The organism is Salegentibacter agarivorans, from assembly GCF_900113135.1.
GTDB classification, from domain to species: Bacteria; Bacteroidota; Bacteroidia; order Flavobacteriales; family Flavobacteriaceae; genus Salegentibacter; species Salegentibacter agarivorans.
The window spans coordinates 12,636-31,392 of the sequence record NZ_FOOH01000014.1 but is presented as its reverse complement, the minus strand read 5'-3'; the positions used below and the strand labels follow the sequence as shown (position 1 = coordinate 31,392).

Here is an 18,757-nt window from a genome sequence, read left to right as displayed (position 1 = left end):
AAATGATCAAGCTTTTATAATTCAGTGTTATTAATGTTTTTTTGAGCTGTAATTATAATTTTAGTTATGATGTTTATTATATGTGTGATTTCATTTAAATAATGTGAAACTTCAATTTTTGTTATTTCTGAATCTTCCAAAAGTCTTAGCCAGTATTTAGTTTCCCTGGCTTCCTTGGAAGCGATTGACATTTTACTTATAAAATCTCGCTTTGATTGTGCCGCGTTTGCTTCTTCTACATTAGCGCCAATACTTGTTGCAGATTTTAATAATTGCCTGGAAATTATAAACTCCCTTTCCTCTTGAAGTTTTTTGAAAAGCGAGATAATATCAAGAGAAAACTTAAAGGTTTTGTCTACTATGATGTTCTCACTTTTCAATCTTATTCATTTAACATTAAACATTCATCATTTAAAATACTTCATAGATCCCAGCAGCTCCCTGTCCGGTTCCTACGCACATGGTTACCATAGCGTATTTGTCTTTTAGATTGCGTTTGCGCATTTCGTCAAAGATTTGAACTGAAAGTTTTGCTCCTGTACAACCCAGCGGGTGACCCATAGAAATTGCCCCTCCATTCGGATTAAGGGTTTCAGGATTTAATCCGAGCTCCCTTATTACCGCTAGAGATTGTGAAGCAAAAGCTTCATTCAATTCAATAAGTTGCATATCGTCTTGTTTTAATCCGGCTTGTTTTAAAGCTTTTGGAATAGCATGAACCGGCCCAATTCCCATAATTCGAGGATCTACACCTACAGGCGCATAACTCACCATCCTTGCAATTGGTTCAAGATTAAATTCTTTCACCATTTCTTCACTCATCACCATTACAAAAGCGGCGCCATCACTCATTTGTGATGAGTTCCCTGCTGTTACACTTCCGCCTTCGGCAAAAACTGGTCTTAGTTTCCCTAAAACTTGTTTAGAGGTATCGGCACGCGGCCCTTCATCTTTATTTACCGTATAAGTTTTGGTTTGCTTCTTACCGTCTTTCCCTACAAAAGTTTCTTCAACATCTATAGGGACAATCTGGTCCTGAAAGCGATCTTCTTCCTGAGCTTTCAATGCTTTTTGATGAGAATTAAAGGCAAATTCATCCTGGTCTTCCCGGGAAACCTTGTATTTCTCGGCTACTGCTTCTGCAGTAAGCCCCATTCCCCAGTAATAATCTTCGTTACCTTCCTTGGCAGTTTTATAATTGGGAACCGGTTTGTAACCGCCCATTGGAATGTAGCTCATACTTTCGGCGCCACCGGCGATAATACAATCGGCCATTCCACTTTGGATTTTTGCCGAAGCAATCGCGATGGTTTCGAGTCCCGAAGCGCAATAACGGTTAACTGTCATCCCGGGAACCTTATCGGTATCTAAACTCATTAATGAGATTAAACGCCCAACGTTAAGGCCTTGCTCTGCTTCGGGCATCGCATTTCCAACAATTACATCATCGATCCTGGTTTTATCAAAATCGGGTAATTGCTTCATCATATATTCTATGGTTTCTGCAGCCAGATCATCTGGACGCTTAAACCTGAACACCCCACGGGGAGCTTTCCCCACGGCTGTTCTGTATGCTTTTACTATGTATGCTGTTTTGTTCATTTTTTAGTATTTAGATGTTAGGATTGAGTATTGAGAAAACTCAAACCGCTAACGATTACATTAATGCATAATTCATTTTTTGAACCTCAAAAACTTCAGACGAAACCGGTTTAACTTTTTCTTCTTCAAGTCTATGCAAAAGAATCAAGTGCGTATACAGTTCATAAAAAGAAGCGTTGGCTATACATAAGAAATTTTTAAATTTTCCTTTAGTATTTCTACCCGCTCCTTCAGCAATATTGGAAGGAACCGAACCAGCAGCGCTTCTTATCTGACTTGTTAAACCAAATTTTTCTTCAGTTGGAAAATTAGCAGAGAGTAGGTAAGTTTTTTCAGCAATATCCATTGCTTTATTCCAAATTTTTAAATCATTTAAATGGTGCATATCTCTGATTTTTATGCTTACTCACTATTCTATCCTAAATACTCACTACTAATTTCTCAATGGTTTGCCTTTCTTCAACATATGCTGAAGTCGTTCTAAGGTTTTGCGTTCTCCGGTTAGGGAAAGGAATGCTTCTCTTTCCAGATCTAACAGGTATTGTTCACTAACCATTTGTGGTTCTGAAAGGTCTCCTCCGGCCATTACATAAGCCAGTTTGTTTGCGATTTTCTTATCATGGTCGCTAATATATTTTCCGGCGTTCATTTGGTCGGTTCCTACCAAGAAAGCCCCTAAGGCTTGTTTCCCGAGCACTTTAATATCGGTACGGTGAATTGGTTTTGTATATCCATTTTCAGCCATTAACAATGCGTGTTTCTTTGCGATGGTTAATTGTCGTTCCTGGTTCACCACTACGATATCTTTTCCTTTCTGAAGTATATTCAAATCGAATGCCTCGTGAGCCGAAGTAGAAACCTTTGCCATTCCTATAGTTAGGAAATGTTCTCTTAATCGATTTAATTCTACATCATCTTTTTCATAAGTATCTGCAGCGCGAACGGTCATTTCTTTAGAACCTCCACCGCCGGGAATTACCCCAACGCCAAATTCAACCAAACCAATATAAGTTTCGGCTGCTGCTACCACTTTATCGGCGTGTAGTGAAAGTTCACATCCACCACCAAGTGTCATCGAATGTGGGGCAGCTACGGTAGGAATGGAGGAGTAGCGCATACGCATCATCGTATCCTGGAAATATTTAATCGCCATATTAAGCTCTTCATATTCCTGCTCTACAGCCATCATAAAGATCATCCCAATGTTTGCTCCAACAGAAAAGTTCTTTCCGTTATTTGCGACTACTAATCCCTGGTAATCTTTTTCGGCCATATCTATGGCTTTGTTGATGCCGTCTAAAACATCACCACCAATGGCGTTCATTTTACTGCGGAATTCCACATTCAGGATTCCATCGCCAAGATCTTCAACTACAACGCCGCTGTTGCTGAAAACTTCTTTTGATTCACGAATATTATCTAAAATGATAAATGCATCCTGACCAGGAATTTTGGTATAATCCTTTTTCTGAATATCGTAATAATAGGTATTGCCTTCTTTTACGGTGTAAAAAGAGTCTTTACCATTTTCCAACATCTCATTTACCCAGGCCGCCGGTTCTTTACCTTCGGCTTTCATCATTTCAACACCTTTCTTTACGCCAAGGGCATCCCACATTTGGAATGGACCGTGCTCCCAACCAAATCCGGCTTTTACACCATCATCAATTTTATAAAGTTCATCGGAGATTTCTGGAATTCGGTTAGAAACATAAGCGAATAATGCTGCAAAGTTTTTACGGTAAAATTCACCGGCTTTTCCTTTATCACCAACTAAAACTTCATAGCGGTCCTCCAGGTTATCTATAGTTTTGGTTTGTTCCAGCACATCGAATTTCGCGCTTTTTCTATCGCGATATTCCATTTTATCTAAGTCTAAAGACTTGATTTCGCTGGAACCATCTTCTTTCTTTACTTTTTTGTAAAATCCGGTATTATTGGTTTTGCTACCCAACCATTCGTTATCCATCATCGTCTGGATAAAATCTGGTAAAGCAAAAAGTTCGTTGGCCTCATCGTTTGGAACACCTTTATGAAGCCCGTTGGCTACGTGTACCAAAGTATCTAAACCAACTACATCTACCGTACGGAAAGTCGCCGATTTCTGGCGTCCAATAACCGGCCCCGTAAGTTTGTCTACTTCTTCAATGGTCATATCCATATCTTTAACCATATGGAAAAGGCTCATAATGCTGAAAATACCAATTCGGTTACCAATAAACGCCGGAGTGTCTTTAGCTAATACCGATTTCTTACCAAGGAATTTTTCGCCATATTCGTTAAGAAACTCAAGAACTTCCGGTTTCGTGTCTGGTCCCGGGATAATTTCAAATAATTTCAGGTAACGCGGTGGGTTAAAAAAGTGTGTTCCGCAGAAATGCTGCTGAAAATCTTCGCTTCTTCCTTCATTCATTTGCTGAATAGGAATTCCCGAAGTATTGGAAGTAATTAGCGTTCCTTTTTTACGATGTTTTTCCAGTTTTTCAAACACCTGCTGCTTAATATCCAGGCGTTCTACTACTACCTCAATAATCCAATCTGCTTCAGAAACCTTAGAAATATCATCTTCCATATTTCCGGTTTCTATACGATTGGCAAAATCTTTATGATAAATAGGAGAGGGCTTGGATTTTAAAGAAGCTTGCAAAGATTCATTTACCAGGCGGTCTCTAACTTCCTTATCTTCTAAAGTGAGTCCTTTTTTCTTCTCTTTCTCATTGAGTTCCCGCGGGACGATATCCAGCAAGAGAACTTCTACGCCAATATTGGCGAAGTGGCAGGCAATACCGCTTCCCATAATTCCGGAACCGATTACCGCTACTTTATTAATTCTTCTCTTCATAATTTTTATCTGGTTTTACTATAAGGTTTTCGATTATTAACTTAATTGTACAGGTTTGTGAACCTGCGAGGTCTATTCAATTTTAATTTCTTCTTTATAAATTTTCTTTTCAGAAATAAGGTTTAAAATTGTATTAGCTACCTCTGTAAAGGTTTTTAGATCTTCTTCTGAAACGTTTTCCTTTACGGCTTCATCAAAGCGTAGAACCACTTTTTTGGAATATTCCCGCATTTCCCGGCCAAAATCGGTTAAATAGATAAGGACGCTGCGACCATCTTTTGGGTTTTTTTTACGCAGAATTAATCCTTTATCTTCCATAGTTTTAAGGATTCGGGATAAGCTAGTCGCTTCCATTCCCATTTTAGGACCAAGCGAGGTAGAAGGAGTTCCGTTTTCGGGGTCTATGCTTAAAAGTGCAAAACCGGTAGACATAGTGCTGCCGGCCTTACCGGCTTCTTCATTATACATTTTTGATACCGCCATCCAGGTGGCACGTAAAACATAATCTATGGTCTTTTCCTTCATTTTTGAATGTTGATTCTCAAAGTTAAGAAAAATATATTATGCACGCATAATAAAATGGAATAAATAATCAGGACATTCTATTATTTGAGTAAATTTATGAGAAATGCATAAAAAAACCCTTCGAAAAGAAGGGTTTTAACTTAAGTTATAAATAATCTGTAATTATGAAGGTCTGTAAATCTTCTCGTATAATTTCTTATAGCGATCTTTAATATTCCTACGTTTTAATTTCATTGTTGGCGTGAGGTGCCCTTCTTCAATCCCCCAGACTTCAGGGGTGAGTTCAACAACTTTTACACGCTCCCATTTCCCGAACTTCTCATTATAAAAATCTACTTCCTCCTGAATACGTTCTTTAACCTGGGTATTTTCAGCAATAGCTTTTTCAGAGCCATCACCAATATCAATATTTTTACGTCTGGCCCATTCTTCTACAAACTCGAAATTTGGTTGAATAAGCGCCGCCGGCATTTTTTCGCCGTCGCCAATTACCATTATTTGTTCGATAAATCGAGATTGTTTCATCGTGTTCTCAATAATTTGTGGTGCTACATATTTTCCTCCCGATGTTTTAAACATTTCCTTTTTACGATCGGTAATTTTAAGGAAACCATCTTTATCCAGCTCTCCAATATCACCGGTATGGAAAAATTGATCACCGTTTAAAACCTCTTTTGTTTTTTCCGGCTCCTTGTAATAACCAAGCATTACATTTGGTCCTTTAGCGAGAATTTCACCGTCTTCTGCAATTTTAACTGTTACGTTATCTATAGGTCTTCCTACTGTTCCAATTCGGAAACCTTTATCTCTCTGATCGTTTACTGCAATTACCGGTGAAGTTTCGGTTAATCCGTAACCTTCCATCACCGGAATGTCAGCTGCGGCAAAAACACGTGCCAAACGCGGTTGAAGCGCTGCCGAACCTGAAACAATCAACTCAATATTTCCGCCTAAACCTTCTTTCCATTTAGAGAAAATAAGTTTTCTGGCAAGTTTAAGTCGGGTTTCATACCACCATCCATTTGCGCCGTATGGTTCATATTCCAAACCAAGTTCTACGGCCCAGAAAAATAATTTTTGCTTAACGCCACCAACGGTAGAACCTTTGGCAATAATTTTATCGTAGACTTTTTCTAAAAGTCTTGGAACCGCAGTAATTACGTGGGGTTTTACTTCCTTGAGGTTATCGCTAATTTTTTCTATAGATTCGGCAAAATGAATTGATACTGAATAATATTGATATAAATAAAGTATCATTCTTTCAAAAACGTGGCAAACCGGTAAGAAACTAAGCGCAACATAAGTTCCCCTTTCAAAAGGAACACGCTTAGAGCTATCCATTACATTACTCACCAGGTTATTGTGGGAAAGCATAACTCCTTTTGGCCTCCCGGTAGTTCCTGATGTATATATTAAAGTTGCAAGATCATCTGGCTTAACCGCTTTCTTTAATTGTTCAACCTCGTCCTGGTTGCTTTTATCGTCTCCCAGCTCTAATACTTCAGTCCAGTTTTTAGAACCTTCTATTTCATCAAAAGTATAGACCTCTTTAAGTTTGGTATCGTGTTTAATAGAATTTAGTTTATCCAGTACTTCTTTATCTGATACAAAGCAAAAAACGGCCTCACTGTGATCTAATACATATTGATAATCATCTTCAGAAATTGTAGGATAAATAGGTACAGTTTGCGCACCTGTTTGCAAAACCCCAATATCCATTACATTCCATTCTGTACGGTTACTCGTAGAAATTATAGCAATTTTATCGTTTGGTTTTATACCCAATCGCAATAATCCACGGCTTATTGCATTTGCCTTATCAATATATTCCTGGGTGGAAAGTGCTTTCCATTCTCCATTATATTTTGTGACTAACGACTTATCTAAAGCGTGTTTTTCCAGTTGAAAATAAGGAAAGTCAAAAAGTCTTGTTGGTTTATCCATTTGGGTGTAGCATTATTATATACTTTGCAAAATAGCAAATTTGTAGCCTATTTCAAATTGAAATATTAAAATAAACATAGATATATTACTAAGAATATAAATTCTTTAAAGAATATAGCTATTCTATTTATAACAGTTTTATACCTATAGGGCTATTTATTAAATTGATAATCATTGAATTAAATTAGAAACGCCCAACAATAAAAATATCATTGGGCGTTTAAATAATGCTGAAGAAAAATTATTTTTTATCTAACCATTTTCTGGCATTCACAAAGGCTTCAAGCCACGGACTTACTTTATCGTCTTTCCTGTCTTTTGGGTAATAGGCCCAATTCCAGGGAAAGGTAGAGCGTTCTAAGTGCGGCATCATAACCAAATGTCTTCCGGTATCGTCGGTAAGTATAGCTGTATTGTGGTTAGAGCCATTTGGATTGGCTGGATATTTATCATAGCCGTATTCTCCTACAATATTATAATGCTCTTTTTTATAAGGAAAGCTAAATTTCCCCTCACCGTGAGCAGCCCAAATACCGAGTTTACTTCCAGAAAGTGTGGATAGCATCACCGATTTGTTTTCCATAATTTCTACGGAAGTAAAATTACATTCAAATTTATGCGATGCATTATGAAGCATTTTCGGTTTCTTTTCGTGGTCTGGATTTATTAATCCTAACTCAATAAAAAGCTGGCAACCGTTGCATACTCCAAGCGATAAGGTATCTTCTCTTTCAAAGAAATTATCGAGCGTATTTTTAGCTTTTTCGTTATATAAGAAAGCTCCTGCCCAACCTTTTGCACTGCCCAAAACATCTGAATTTGAGAATCCTCCTACGGCTGCTATAAACTGAATATCTTCCAGGGTTTCCCTTCCCGAGATTAAATCGGTCATATGTACATCTTTAACCTCAAAACCGGCTAAGTGCATCGCACGGGCCATTTCACGTTCAGAATTAGAACCTTTTTCACGAATAATCGCCGCTTTAATAGCTTTGGTAGGCTTCTCCAATAAATCAGATTGGAATGGAAGCTGACCGGTAAATCCATAAGGGAATTTAAATTCCAGTGGTTGATTTTTGTAATTATTGAATCGCTCAGTAGCCTTATCTACACCGCTTTGTTTCTGATCTAATAGGAAGGAAGTTTTATACCAAACATCTCGCATTTCAGGAATATTGAAACTGAGATTTTCTGCGCCGTTCTTGATTTTTAGTTCGTTTCCTTCCGTTACTTTTCCAATTTTAAAGAATTCAACATTATTATCAGTAAGTACTTGTTCCGCAGTCTCATCTTTTGCCTGGAAAACAATTCCGCAGTTTTCGTTGAATAATAATTTTACACTGTCTTTTTCATTCAAGGCGGTAAGGTCTAAATCTGCGCCAAGATTAGTATCGGCAAAACACATTTCAAGAAGCGTAGTGATTAATCCACCAGAAGCAACATCGTGCCCGGCCAGGATTAAATCCTGCTTAATTAATGCCTGAATATTATAAAAAGCATCAGCGAATTTTATATGGTCTTTAATAGTTGGAACTTCTGTCCCAACTTTATTTAGAATTTGCGCTAAAGAAGATCCGCCCAGTTTAAAATTATCCTGTGATAAATTGATATAATAAATATCACCGCCCCCGAGGCTTTGGGGCTGTAAAACCGGCTCAACTACTTTCGTGATATCATCACAATGCCCGGCAGCTGAAATTATTACCGTGCCGGGAGAAAGTACCTCGCCATCTTTATAGCGTTGCTTCATGGAAAGCGAATCTTTTCCTGTAGGAACATTTATTCCCAGGGAAATCGCGAAATCTGAAACCGCACGCACCGCTTCATAAAGCCTGGCATCTTCCCCTTCATTATTACAAGGCCACATCCAGTTGGCTGAAAGCGAAACAGATTTTAAGCCTTTTTCCAACGGAGCCCAAATAATATTTGAAAGCGCCTCGCCAATTGAATTTTTAGAACCCGCAACCGGATCTACTAAAGCCGAAACAGGAGAGTGACCAATAGAAGTGGCCACACCTTCTTTTCCATTATAATCCAGCGCCATCACCCCGCAATTATTTAGCGGAAGCTGCAATGGCCCGGCGGTTTGTTGTTTTGCCACGCGCCCGGTTACACAGCGGTCCACCTTATTGGTTAACCAGTCTTTGCAGGCCACGGCTTCTAATTGAAGTACCTGGGTTAAATAATCTTTTATATCTTCTGAAGAATATTCTAAATCGGCATAAATACGTTTTACCGATGTATCGGTCATTATGGTTTTTGGTGAGCTACCAAACATATCAGAAAGTTCCAGGTCCATTGGTTTTTTACCCGATTTTGAACCTTCAAAAGTAAACCTATGATCGCCTGTTACATCACCAACCTGATAAATAGGGGAGCGTTCACGTTCTGAAACCCTGCGAAGTATTTCATAATTTTTACCGCCAATAACCAGTCCCATTCGTTCCTGGGATTCGTTTCCTATAATTTCTTTAGCTGAAAGGGTAGGATCCCCAACCGGCAATTTATCTAAATCTATTTTTCCCCCGGTTTCTTCAACAAGTTCACTTAAACAATTTAAATGCCCACCTGCACCGTGATCGTGAATGGAAACTATTGGGTTTTCTTCACTTTCTACCATTCCACGCACCGCATTAGAGGCACGTTTTTGCATTTCGGGATTGGCTCTTTGTATGGCGTTTAATTCTATTCCGCTTCCTAATTCTCCGGTGTCTGCAGATGAAACTGCGGCACCGCCCATTCCAATCCGGTAATTTTCACCACCAAGAATTACAATTTTATCACCTTTCTTCGGAATATCTTTTTGTGCCTGACTGGCTTTCCCGTAACCAATACCGCCAGCAAGCATAATTACTTTATCGTAACCTAATTTTCTATTGTGCTCAGTATGTTCAAAAGTAAGTACCGATCCTGAAATTAAAGGTTGTCCAAATTTATTTCCAAAATCTGAAGCCCCGTTAGATGCTTTTATTAAAATATCCATTGGAGTTTGGTACAACCAATCGCGTTCTTTCATTCCATTTTCCCATTTCCGGTCTTTATCCAGCCTGGAATAAGAAGTCATATAAACCGCGGTCCCGGCTAAAGGTAAAGAACCTTTTCCGCCGGCAAGCCTGTCACGAATTTCGCCACCGCTTCCGGTTGCAGCACCATTAAATGGTTCTACCGTGGTGGGGAAATTATGAGTTTCGGCTTTTATGGAAATTACCGAATCAAAATCTTTATTTTCATAATATTCGGGAACATCGGGGCGTTTTGGTGCAAATTGCTGTACTCGCGGCCCGTTTATAAAAGCAACATTATCTTTATAAGCAGAAACAATTTCGTTAGGATTTTCTTCGGAAGTTTTTCTGATCATTTTGAACAACGAATTCGGTTTTTCCTCTCCATCAATTACAAAAGTACCATTGAAAATTTTGTGGCGGCAATGTTCAGAATTTACCTGGGAGAAACCAAAAACTTCAGAATCTGTGAGTTTACGACCTAATTTATCGGCTAAGCCCTGTAAATAAGCAACCTCTTCTATATTAAGTGCGAGACCTTCCTGCTGGTTATATGCCGCAATATCATCAATTTCAATAATAGGTTCAGGATTAATATGAATATCAAAAATATCCTGGTCTAAACCTTCGTATTTTTGAGAAAGCATTGGATCAAAATCGTGAAAATTCTTATCTATTCGCAAAAATTCTTCAATTCTAATAATGCCATTTATTCCCATATTTTGGGTGATCTCTACCGCGTTGGTACTCCAGGGAGTGATCATTGCAGCACGGGGTCCAACAAAAAAATCTGCCAGAGCAGATTTATTAATTTGTTGTGTATTCCCAAAAAGCCAGTTTAATTTAGTAATGTCTTGCGCCGTAAGGTTAGTATGCGTTTCTACCGCAAAAACCTTGGTGGATTGGTCTCCAAAGAAAAGGATCATTCTATGTTGTTTTGTGTTGTTCGCGAAAAGACAAATTTAGGTTTTTTAAAGGAAATATTTTAGGAAGTTAGTGCAGAAAATATTGTGAAGGTTTTGCCACGAATTCACGAACCGATCTTTAATTTTAAGTATTGCTCTTTTAAAGTACTGGCATTGCGAAGGAGTTTTTTTAGGCGTCTGCGACACAATCTGTACTTTTTCAAATAAGTTCCTTTTAAAATAAGCGGGACTATAACCAAAGATTGCCAGACTCGTCCCGCGCTCGCAATAACATAACTCCTTTCGTAGTTTAGTAACTACCCAAATCTTCAACATTATCCATTTCCAGAAATTCCCAGTCATCGGGATTGTATTCAAGAGAAGGTTCTGTTATAGATTTCTTTCTTCTTAAAGTTTGGTCTTTAGCAAAATCTTCAACGGTATCAAGATATCCAATAATATCTATTAACTCCCCGTTTTTGAAAAGCCCTACAGGATCGTTACCGTTAAAATCTAAAGGTGTACCGGCTTTTAATTGATTAGATCCTGAAATAATTTTAGAAATAGGAGCCGATTCATTACCTATCACAAAAGTTTCTTCATGTGCTAAATCACCTTCAAGTAAAACTTCGCCCATCCAATCGCCGGTTCTATTAGACTGTTTTTTAATGGAATAAATTTTAGTTTCCAGGTTAATATTTTCTCCGGTAAGATTTACAATTTCCAGCGCTTTATTATAGGAGGTGCCTTCTACATATTCTGAAAAGAAGATTTCAGAAGAAAAATTATTTTCTTCCGGTTTTTCTTCAGGAATTGAGGTACCGTCTTCTGAACAGGAATAAAAAAGTATAAGAAGAAATAAAAAGTAGAAATTTTTCATCAAAAAAATCAATTTCAGGAAAAATAGCGTGATTTTACCTGAAATTGATTGATTCTAAAAATTTGGGGAGAAACCTTTAAACCTTTTTTTCTAAAAGTGCCATATAGAATCCGTCAAAACCGGTTTCAGAAGAAAGCAGGGTTTGATCTCTAAGCAATCTGAATTTTTTTCCTTCTTCAGTATTTTTTAGAAAATTTTCTACTTGCTTTTCATTTTCAGAAGGTAAAACCGAACAGGTTGCGTAAACCATTTTTCCTCCCGGTTTTACAATACGGGAATAGGTTTCAATAATTTCGGCCTGTGTTTTTATAAGATTGTCTATAAATTCAGGTTGCAATTTCCATTTGGCATCAGGATTTCGGCTTAACACTCCGAGGCCGCTACAAGGGGAATCTATAAGCACACGATCTCCAGTTCCGTAAAGCTTCTTGATCACTTTTGTGCTATCTATGGCACGCGGATCTATATTATGGGCACCTGCACGTTTGGCGCGGCGTTTAAGTTCTTTGAGTTTATTTCCGTAGATATCGGTAGCAATAATTTGGCCTTTGTTTTCCATTAAAGCTGCGAGATGAAGTGTTTTACCACCGGCACCGGCGCAAGTATCTACTACGCGCATCCCGGGTTCTACTTCAAGAAATTCGGCTACTACTTGCGAAGAAGCATCCTGAACTTCAAAAAAACCATCTTTAAAAGCCTGCGTTCTAAAAACGTTACCGCGTTCTTCCAGTTTTAAAGCGTCTTTATACCCTTTTATAGGTTCAGAAATAATTTCTTCGTTTTTAAGAACGCTGCGTAAATTATCTTTACTTGTTTTTAAGGTATTAGCGCGAAGAATAACGGGCGCCTGTTGATTTAGCGCTGCGATTTCTTTATCCCACACCTTTTCACCAAGTTCTTTTACTCCAAGCTCATCCATCCAATCTGGAATAGATTCCCGGTATTTTCTAATTTTACTTAAACTATCAAATTTTCCTTTAATTCTTCGGGTAGGTGTGCCAGCAAATTGAGGCCAGTCTGGGAGCGCAATTCCGCGTAAGGTAGCCCAAACGGTAAATAATCTAAATAAATTTTCACGATCAAAAGGTTCTTTAACTTCAGCAATTTCAGCATAAAGTCTTTTCCACCGAACAATATCGTAAACGGTTTCAGCAATAAAACTACGATCGCGAGCCCCCCAACGCTTATCGCGCTTTAGGGTTTGCTCTATAACCTTATCGGCATATTTATTATTGTTGAATATTTCATTTAAGGCGTCTATGGTGGCAAAAACCAAATTCCTGTGTAACCGCATAACTAAATTTTGAATTTGCAAAGGTAATTTTTTTAGTCGACAATTGTGGTTTAATTGCTTCAAGGCCTGGCTACATATTAAATAATAAGTTTTAGGGCGCTTTATAAGCTCACAATAGGCTGTTTTGCTGCAGAAAAAAATTATATTTGATTTGATAATTGAGATGAATTAGTATAAGTACTGTCTCGAGATCACCATATATTTTTGAGGAGAGCTTTTTAGGTTTGTGCCGAAGTAATTTTTTTAACCAGAACATTTAAATTCAACTTATGAACAGAATTCTATTGTTATGTCTTTTTATAATTTTTAGTGCCTGTAAAAATGAGAAACAAGCGGAAAAAGAAAACCGGGTACAACCTGAAATAGAATATACTTCAGTAACTATAGAACCTATTCTGGAAAATAATTCCTTGAGTATTAGAGCGATTGAGATAATTGGGAATAACCTGGCTTTCGCAGCAAATAATGCCACTTTTGGGATGTATAATTTTAATAATAAAAACTGGCGAACCAATAATCAAAAATACGATACACTTGTTCCCGAGTTTAGAGCAGTAGCTTCTACAGATAACGATTTTTTTATGTTGAGCGTTGGAAGTCCCGCTTTACTTTATAAAACCGGAGATTCCGGTGCGATGGAATTAGTTTATAAAGAGGAGCACGAAAAAGCTTTTTATGATGCCATGGCTTTTTGGAATAATGAGGAAGGAATTGCAATGGGTGACCCAACCGATAATTGTATTTCAATAATTATAACTCGTAACGGTGGTAAAACCTGGGAAAAGTTAAACTGCGATGTTTTACCTGAAGTTATAGAAGGAGAAGCTGCTTTTGCAGCGAGTAATTCTAATATAGCTATTGAAGGAGATAATACCTGGATTTTAACCGGCGGCATGAAATCCAGAATTTATTTCTCTCCAGACAAAGGGAAAACCTGGGAAGTTTATAATACTCCTTTAATAGATGGGGAAGCCACAACCGGCGGATATAGTATGGATTTTTATGATGAAAACTTCGGAATTATTATCGGTGGAGATTATACCAAACCCAATGGAAATACCGGGAATAAAACTATTACCAAAAATGGTGGCAAAACCTGGGAATTAATTGCAGAAGGGCAGGAGCCAGGCTACAAAAGTAGTGTGAGGTTTGTACCTAATGGTGGAGGAGAAAAAATAATAGCCACTGGATTTAGCGGAATTTCATATTCTAAAGACTCTGGTAAAACCTGGGAAGAAATTTCTAAAGAAGGTTTTTATACCTTAAGATTTAGAAACGACTCAGTGGCGTATGCTGCAGGAAAAGGTAGGATTGCGAAGCTCAATTTTACTCAATAATCGAGATTTAAATATTCTGGGCTCACCTCTAGGGGAAGAATAATCAATACTATATCCTGTAAACTTACCTTTCGAGGAGTTTGAATTAAAAAGAATCCCGGGAGGCAAAACCTACCGGGATGCTAACTAACTACTAACTAACCAAAAAACTAACTTTTAAGACTCACCAGGTGAGATTTTTATTGCCCAACCAGGATTTTGCTTTATTATTCCTGATTTTCGCGATCTTTTCTAGATCGGTATTCTTTAATCAATTTTTTATGAAATTCGTCTTCCAATTTATGAAGTTTAATAATTTCCTGAGAAGACATTATTTCTTTCAAATCCTTGAAAAGTTTCTCTTTAAGAACATAATCCTGCCTTTCTATAATGACGTATTCTTTTAGCATTTCCTCGGCCTCATCTTCAGAAATACATTCTAAATTAGGCAAATCTCTATGCTCTCGTTTTCTCAATTCGTGCAATTCAGACTCATATTCATTATAAATTGGCCAAAATTTTTGAGCTTTTTGTTTATCCAGGTTTAACTCCTGGGTAAAAAAAGCAGTTTTTAATTCCTTTATTTTCTCTCTATGAGATTCACTTCTGTTTTGGGACTGCATTTCCCACAATCCAGAAAACATTAATAATATTATAAGTAGGTTTTTCATATTAATCTTCATCTAAAATATAAAGCGGATCTTCTAAATTTTCATCAAGATAATTCTTCATCGCATCAGAATTTACAGTATTTAGATCTGCATCATCAATAATATATCCTTGCTGAAAAATATAATTTGAAATCTCACTTGTAGAAAATTCTATGTTATTATTGTCTATATAATTTTCCATCACTGAAAGTTCTACATTGTCCCAGCTTGTTTGAGTTTCAGGGTTAATGTAAAAAGTACTGGCAAAAGCAATTACAATTGCGGCGATACTGGCAGCATAAAGAAATGCTTCTTTGGTAAATAAATTTCTAACCCTGGTTTCTGGTTTAGTCGCTTTTTTAAGAATTTCGTCTTCCAGGCCATCAAAATATCCAATTGGTGCAGTGAAACCAGCAGATTTTTTTTCTCCCAGAGTTTCTGAAAGTTTCACCATATCTAACAAATCCTCTTCTAGACCCTCAAAATAGTTTGCTGGGGTCTTAAAGCCTGATTTTTGATTATATGATATTTTTTCTTTCTTCATTTGCTTATTTGACTATGAAAAGTACAAAAGGTTTAATTGGTTTTTAAGTATTCCTCAATTTTTTTAGCCGCGTGGTGGTATGATGCCTTTAGCGCTCCCTCACTGGTTTCAAGTATTTCTGCCATTTCCCGGTATTTTAATTCTTCAAAATATTTCATATTAAAAACCTGTTGTTGTTTAGCTGGCAGACTGGCAATTGCTTTTTGCAACTTTAATTGAATTTCATCTCCTTCAAAATAAACATCGCTTTCTAAATTGGAAATTAGTTGTTGCTGTAAATCTTCTGAAGTGATGTGATTGCATTTAGCGCGTTTATTTAAAAAACTTATAGATTCGTTGGTGGCTATGCGATACATCCAGGAAAATAATTTACTTTCTCCTTTAAAATTATTGATATTTCTAAAAATTTTGATAAAAGTATTCTGAAGCACATCATGCGCATCCTCATGGTCTTTCACCATGTTACGAATGTGCCAGTATAAACGCTCCTTATATAAAGATACCAATTCCTTAAAAGCTTCAGAAGAAGTCTTTTTATCCTGTAAGCGTTTAATAAGTAGATCTTCGGACGTTTTCAAAGGGATACTTGTCTTAATTTTCATGTGGAATCCCGTGTAGCGGAAGCCAAAGGTAATTAAAACTTTATTCTTCTTAAAGTCAGCGAGTAAAAGAATTCGATCCTAATTTTCGCGTAAGCCAAATCTTTATATAATCGACAAAATGCATAAAAATCAGTTAAAATGCACTTTTTGTTTGGTGATTTGATTTCTCTAATCTATATTTACAGTATCAAAAATGATTTAATCTTTTTTGCCCCAATTGAAAACGAATTAAATCTATTATTCTTAGTTGCCCCACAATGAGAATAATTTTTAAAAAAGGATGAAGTTTACTTCGTCCTTTTTTTATGCCTATAAATGAACATGTGAAAGTTATGCTAAAAGTGCTTAATAATTGTATTATGGCAAAAAAATATGTATATTTTTGCTAAATAAAAACAATTACTATGAGAAATTTACTTATAATTCCGATTATGCTATTATTTGCTTTTCAAGTAGAGGCACAAAACCAAACTGAACCGGTAACGGTAGGAGATGTATTAGTGATTAATCAAACTGAAAATCAAAATTTTAAATCTTTAGATTTACCTAAAGCTAATTTCATAATTAAAAAAGGTGGAATTGCAAACTATAAGAGCCTGAATGGGAATAGAGTAGAAGTAACTGCAGTAGAAACAAATGATGCAGGTGAAACTACTGTTAAATTGAAAAGAGAAGATGGAAGAAAATTCTTTAGAACCCATACTACGATTAGCGCTAATATAGATGAAGCTCTGGAAAATGGAGAGTTGATTTTATAAAAAAAAATATCTAAAACTTTAAAAAGCTGTCTGAGATTTTCTTAGACAGCTTTTTTTTGTGCCTTAATCAAAAGATTGCATTTCTACTAACTTTTGATAGGTACCTTTTTGGGCGAGTAATTCCAGGTGTTTGCCCTGCTCTACAATTTCGCCCCGGTGTAGTACAATAATCTTATCTGCGTTTTGTATGGTGGAAAGTCTATGGGCGATAACTATAGAAGTTCTGTTTTTCATCATATTTTCCAGGGCTTTTTGCACCAGCTTTTCGCTTTCGGTATCCAGGGCAGAGGTAGCTTCATCAAGAATCATAATTGGTGGATTTTTAAGTACAGCCCGGGCAATTGAAAGCCTTTGTTTTTGACCGCCACTTAATTTATTGCCACTATCGCCAATATTTGTTTCCAGGCCTTTGGGAAGATCCTTTACAAACTCCCAGGCATTGGCAACTTTTAAGGCTTCAATAATTTCCTCTTCGGTAGCATTGTCTTTCCCTAATCCAATATTATTTTTAACCGTATCATTAAAGAGTATAGAATCCTGGGTAACAAGTCCCATTAAGTTTCTCAGCGATTTTTTGGTAATTCCTTTAATGTTATGCCCATCTAGTTTAATATCACCTTCGTTAACGTCGTAAAAACGGGTTATTAAGTTTGCGATGGTGGATTTCCCACTACCAGATTGACCTACCAGAGCAACCATTTTCCCTTTTTCCACCTGCATAGAAAAATTCTTAAGTACGTTTTCTTTTTCGTACCTAAAATTGATATTATCTACTTTAATGCTGTTTTCAAAACTCTCTTTCTTTATGGCATTTTTATCATCCTTTATTGTTGATTCGGTTTCCAGGATTTCTAAAATTCGTTCGGCACTGGCATTTCCTTTTTGAATAGAGTAAGTAGCTTTTGAAATTGCTTTTGCGGGCGTTAGAATATTATACGTTAATACCAGAAATCCTATAAAAGTTGAGGCGTCCATAGTATTATCAATCAACACCATTCTTCCCCCAAACCATAAAATTATCGTGATTACCACCACACCCAGAAACTCACTCATAGGTGAGGCGAGGTTCTGGCGGTGTAAAAGCGTATTTAAAATTCGGTTTAATCGGCCGGTGCTGTCATAAAATTTCTTTTTAAATTTATCTTCAGCATTAAAACCTTTAATGATTTTTAAGCTTGAAAGTGACTCCTCTACAATGGTTAGAAAGTTTGCATTTTCCTGTTGTGCCTGTGTAGATTGAGATTTTAATTTCTTTCCAATAGAAGAAATCAATAAACCTGAAAGTGGTAAAAATACCAACACAAAGAGCGTCAATTTCGGGCTAAGCGCGATCATTGCTACCAGGGTAAAAATCAAAGTAAGCGGTTCTTTAACAAAAAGCTCCAGCATACTTAAGAATGAAGTCTGAATTTCCTGAACATCACTGGTAATCCTGGAAATAAAATCTCCTTTTCGTTTTTCAGAAAAGAAGGAAACCGGTAATTCTACAATTTTATCGTATATACGGTTCCTTATATCTTTAAGCATCCCGTTTCTAAGGTTGGCAATAAAATATAAAGCCAGGTAATTAAAAAAGTTCTTTAAAAAGAAAAGCACAATTACTGTAATACAAATACTTACCAAAGCAGCAATTTGGCCGTGAGCTTCTACCTGTTGATTCAGGAAAAAATTAGAATAATCGTTAGCAAAATCTTTTAGGCCACTAAACTCGCCATTCCATACCGGCCTGCTGCTAATTGGCTCTTCTTCCTGAAAAAGCACCCGCAACATGGGAATAAAAGAAATAAACGCCAGGGTGCTAAAAAGTGCGTAAAAAATATTACTTATAATGTTAAGTATCGCAAAACGCTTGTAGGGTCTTGCAAACTGAAGAATCTTCTTTAAATAGGTCAT

Annotated in this window: 15 protein-coding genes; 2 read left to right on the top strand and 13 right to left on the bottom strand. The window is 36.9% G+C overall.

Annotation, left to right across the window (positions count from 1 at the left end; translation table 11 throughout):
• Window positions 1–14: 14 nt before the first annotated feature.
• From BM084_RS11420 to BM084_RS11380, 9 genes are all read right to left on the bottom strand, one after another.
• The gene (locus BM084_RS11420; protein ID WP_093304827.1) at window positions 15–380 is read right to left on the bottom strand and encodes a four helix bundle protein; all 366 of its coding nucleotides are present in this window, start codon (window positions 378–380) and stop codon (window positions 15–17) included.
• 31 nt (window positions 381–411) lie between these two features.
• Window positions 412–1,602, bottom strand: a complete 1,191-nt coding sequence (locus tag BM084_RS11415) for an acetyl-CoA C-acyltransferase (protein ID WP_093304825.1) — start codon at window positions 1,600–1,602, stop codon at window positions 412–414.
• Between the two features lie 55 nt (window positions 1,603–1,657).
• A complete protein-coding gene (locus BM084_RS11410) occupies window positions 1,658–1,987 on the bottom strand; it encodes a four helix bundle protein (RefSeq protein WP_093304823.1) in 330 nt (109 codons plus the stop codon).
• 48 nt (window positions 1,988–2,035) lie between these two features.
• Window positions 2,036–4,444, bottom strand: coding sequence for a 3-hydroxyacyl-CoA dehydrogenase/enoyl-CoA hydratase family protein (locus BM084_RS11405; RefSeq protein WP_093304820.1), 2,409 nt, complete (start codon window positions 4,442–4,444; stop codon window positions 2,036–2,038).
• Window positions 4,445–4,516: 72 nt separating this feature from the next.
• The gene (locus BM084_RS11400) at window positions 4,517–4,969 is read right to left on the bottom strand and encodes a MarR family winged helix-turn-helix transcriptional regulator (RefSeq protein WP_075327253.1); all 453 of its coding nucleotides are present in this window, start codon (window positions 4,967–4,969) and stop codon (window positions 4,517–4,519) included.
• A gap of 162 nt (window positions 4,970–5,131) precedes the next feature.
• On the bottom strand, window positions 5,132–6,913 hold the full coding sequence (locus tag BM084_RS11395) for an AMP-dependent synthetase/ligase (RefSeq protein ID WP_093304817.1): 1,782 nt from the start codon (window positions 6,911–6,913) through the stop codon (window positions 5,132–5,134).
• A gap of 241 nt (window positions 6,914–7,154) precedes the next feature.
• Window positions 7,155–10,841: a phosphoribosylformylglycinamidine synthase gene (purL, locus tag BM084_RS11390; protein ID WP_093304815.1), complete on the bottom strand. Its 3,687-nt coding sequence runs from the start codon at window positions 10,839–10,841 to the stop codon at window positions 7,155–7,157.
• A gap of 289 nt (window positions 10,842–11,130) precedes the next feature.
• On the bottom strand, window positions 11,131–11,700 hold the full coding sequence (locus BM084_RS11385) for a lamin tail domain-containing protein (RefSeq protein ID WP_093304813.1): 570 nt from the start codon (window positions 11,698–11,700) through the stop codon (window positions 11,131–11,133).
• A 76-nt stretch (window positions 11,701–11,776) separates the two neighbouring features.
• Window positions 11,777–12,994: an RsmB/NOP family class I SAM-dependent RNA methyltransferase gene (locus BM084_RS11380; RefSeq protein ID WP_093304811.1), complete on the bottom strand. Its 1,218-nt coding sequence runs from the start codon at window positions 12,992–12,994 to the stop codon at window positions 11,777–11,779.
• A 269-nt stretch (window positions 12,995–13,263) separates the two neighbouring features.
• Between BM084_RS11380 and BM084_RS11375 the strand changes: the two genes are divergently transcribed.
• Window positions 13,264–14,331: a WD40/YVTN/BNR-like repeat-containing protein gene (locus BM084_RS11375; protein WP_093304809.1), complete on the top strand. Its 1,068-nt coding sequence runs from the start codon at window positions 13,264–13,266 to the stop codon at window positions 14,329–14,331.
• 206 nt (window positions 14,332–14,537) lie between these two features.
• Here the strand turns inward: BM084_RS11375 and BM084_RS11370 are convergent, their stop codons facing one another.
• Genes BM084_RS11370 through BM084_RS11360 form a run of 3 tightly spaced genes read right to left on the bottom strand, consistent with a single transcriptional unit; the run spans window position 14,538 to window position 16,106 of the window.
• Window positions 14,538–14,981 carry a hypothetical protein gene (locus tag BM084_RS11370; RefSeq protein WP_075327992.1) on the bottom strand — a complete coding sequence of 148 codons (444 nt, stop codon included), beginning with the start codon at window positions 14,979–14,981 and terminating at the stop codon, window positions 14,538–14,540.
• A gap of 1 nt (window position 14,982) precedes the next feature.
• Window positions 14,983–15,504 (bottom strand): hypothetical protein, encoded by a 522-nt coding sequence (locus BM084_RS11365; RefSeq protein WP_075327247.1) that lies wholly within the window; start codon window positions 15,502–15,504, stop codon window positions 14,983–14,985.
• A gap of 32 nt (window positions 15,505–15,536) precedes the next feature.
• Window positions 15,537–16,106 (bottom strand): RNA polymerase sigma factor, encoded by a 570-nt coding sequence (locus tag BM084_RS11360; protein ID WP_449415956.1) that lies wholly within the window; start codon window positions 16,104–16,106, stop codon window positions 15,537–15,539.
• A gap of 404 nt (window positions 16,107–16,510) precedes the next feature.
• On the opposite strand from BM084_RS11360, the gene BM084_RS11355 reads away from it, so the two are divergent.
• Window positions 16,511–16,864 carry a hypothetical protein gene (locus tag BM084_RS11355; RefSeq protein ID WP_075327246.1) on the top strand — a complete coding sequence of 118 codons (354 nt, stop codon included), beginning with the start codon at window positions 16,511–16,513 and terminating at the stop codon, window positions 16,862–16,864.
• Window positions 16,865–16,927: 63 nt separating this feature from the next.
• Here BM084_RS11355 and BM084_RS11350 read toward each other — a convergent pair whose 3' ends face one another.
• Window positions 16,928–18,757, bottom strand: a complete 1,830-nt coding sequence (locus BM084_RS11350; RefSeq protein ID WP_075327245.1) for an ABC transporter ATP-binding protein — start codon at window positions 18,755–18,757, stop codon at window positions 16,928–16,930.

Excerpts from the sequence above, each read along its gene's own strand:
- BM084_RS11415 (WP_093304825.1), bottom strand. The coding sequence starts at position 1,602 with ATGAACAAAACAGCATACATAGTAAAAGCATACAGAACAGCCGTGGGG.
- BM084_RS11410 (WP_093304823.1), bottom strand. The coding sequence starts at position 1,987 with ATGCACCATTTAAATGATTTAAAAATTTGGAATAAAGCAATGGATATT.
- BM084_RS11405 (WP_093304820.1), bottom strand. The coding sequence starts at position 4,444 with ATGAAGAGAAGAATTAATAAAGTAGCGGTAATCGGTTCCGGAATTATG.
- BM084_RS11400 (WP_075327253.1), bottom strand. The coding sequence starts at position 4,969 with ATGAAGGAAAAGACCATAGATTATGTTTTACGTGCCACCTGGATGGCG.
- BM084_RS11395 (WP_093304817.1), bottom strand. The coding sequence starts at position 6,913 with ATGGATAAACCAACAAGACTTTTTGACTTTCCTTATTTTCAACTGGAA.
- purL (WP_093304815.1), bottom strand. The coding sequence starts at position 10,841 with ATGATCCTTTTCTTTGGAGACCAATCCACCAAGGTTTTTGCGGTAGAA.
- BM084_RS11385 (WP_093304813.1), bottom strand. The coding sequence starts at position 11,700 with ATGAAAAATTTCTACTTTTTATTTCTTCTTATACTTTTTTATTCCTGT.
- BM084_RS11380 (WP_093304811.1), bottom strand. The coding sequence starts at position 12,994 with ATGCGGTTACACAGGAATTTGGTTTTTGCCACCATAGACGCCTTAAAT.
- BM084_RS11375 (WP_093304809.1), top strand. The coding sequence starts at position 13,264 with ATGAACAGAATTCTATTGTTATGTCTTTTTATAATTTTTAGTGCCTGT.
- BM084_RS11370 (WP_075327992.1), bottom strand. The coding sequence starts at position 14,981 with ATGAAAAACCTACTTATAATATTATTAATGTTTTCTGGATTGTGGGAA.
- BM084_RS11365 (WP_075327247.1), bottom strand. The coding sequence starts at position 15,504 with ATGAAGAAAGAAAAAATATCATATAATCAAAAATCAGGCTTTAAGACC.
- BM084_RS11360 (WP_449415956.1), bottom strand. The coding sequence starts at position 16,106 with ATGAAAATTAAGACAAGTATCCCTTTGAAAACGTCCGAAGATCTACTT.
- BM084_RS11355 (WP_075327246.1), top strand. The coding sequence starts at position 16,511 with ATGAGAAATTTACTTATAATTCCGATTATGCTATTATTTGCTTTTCAA.
- BM084_RS11350 (WP_075327245.1), bottom strand. The coding sequence starts at position 18,757 with ATGACCTATTTAAAGAAGATTCTTCAGTTTGCAAGACCCTACAAGCGT.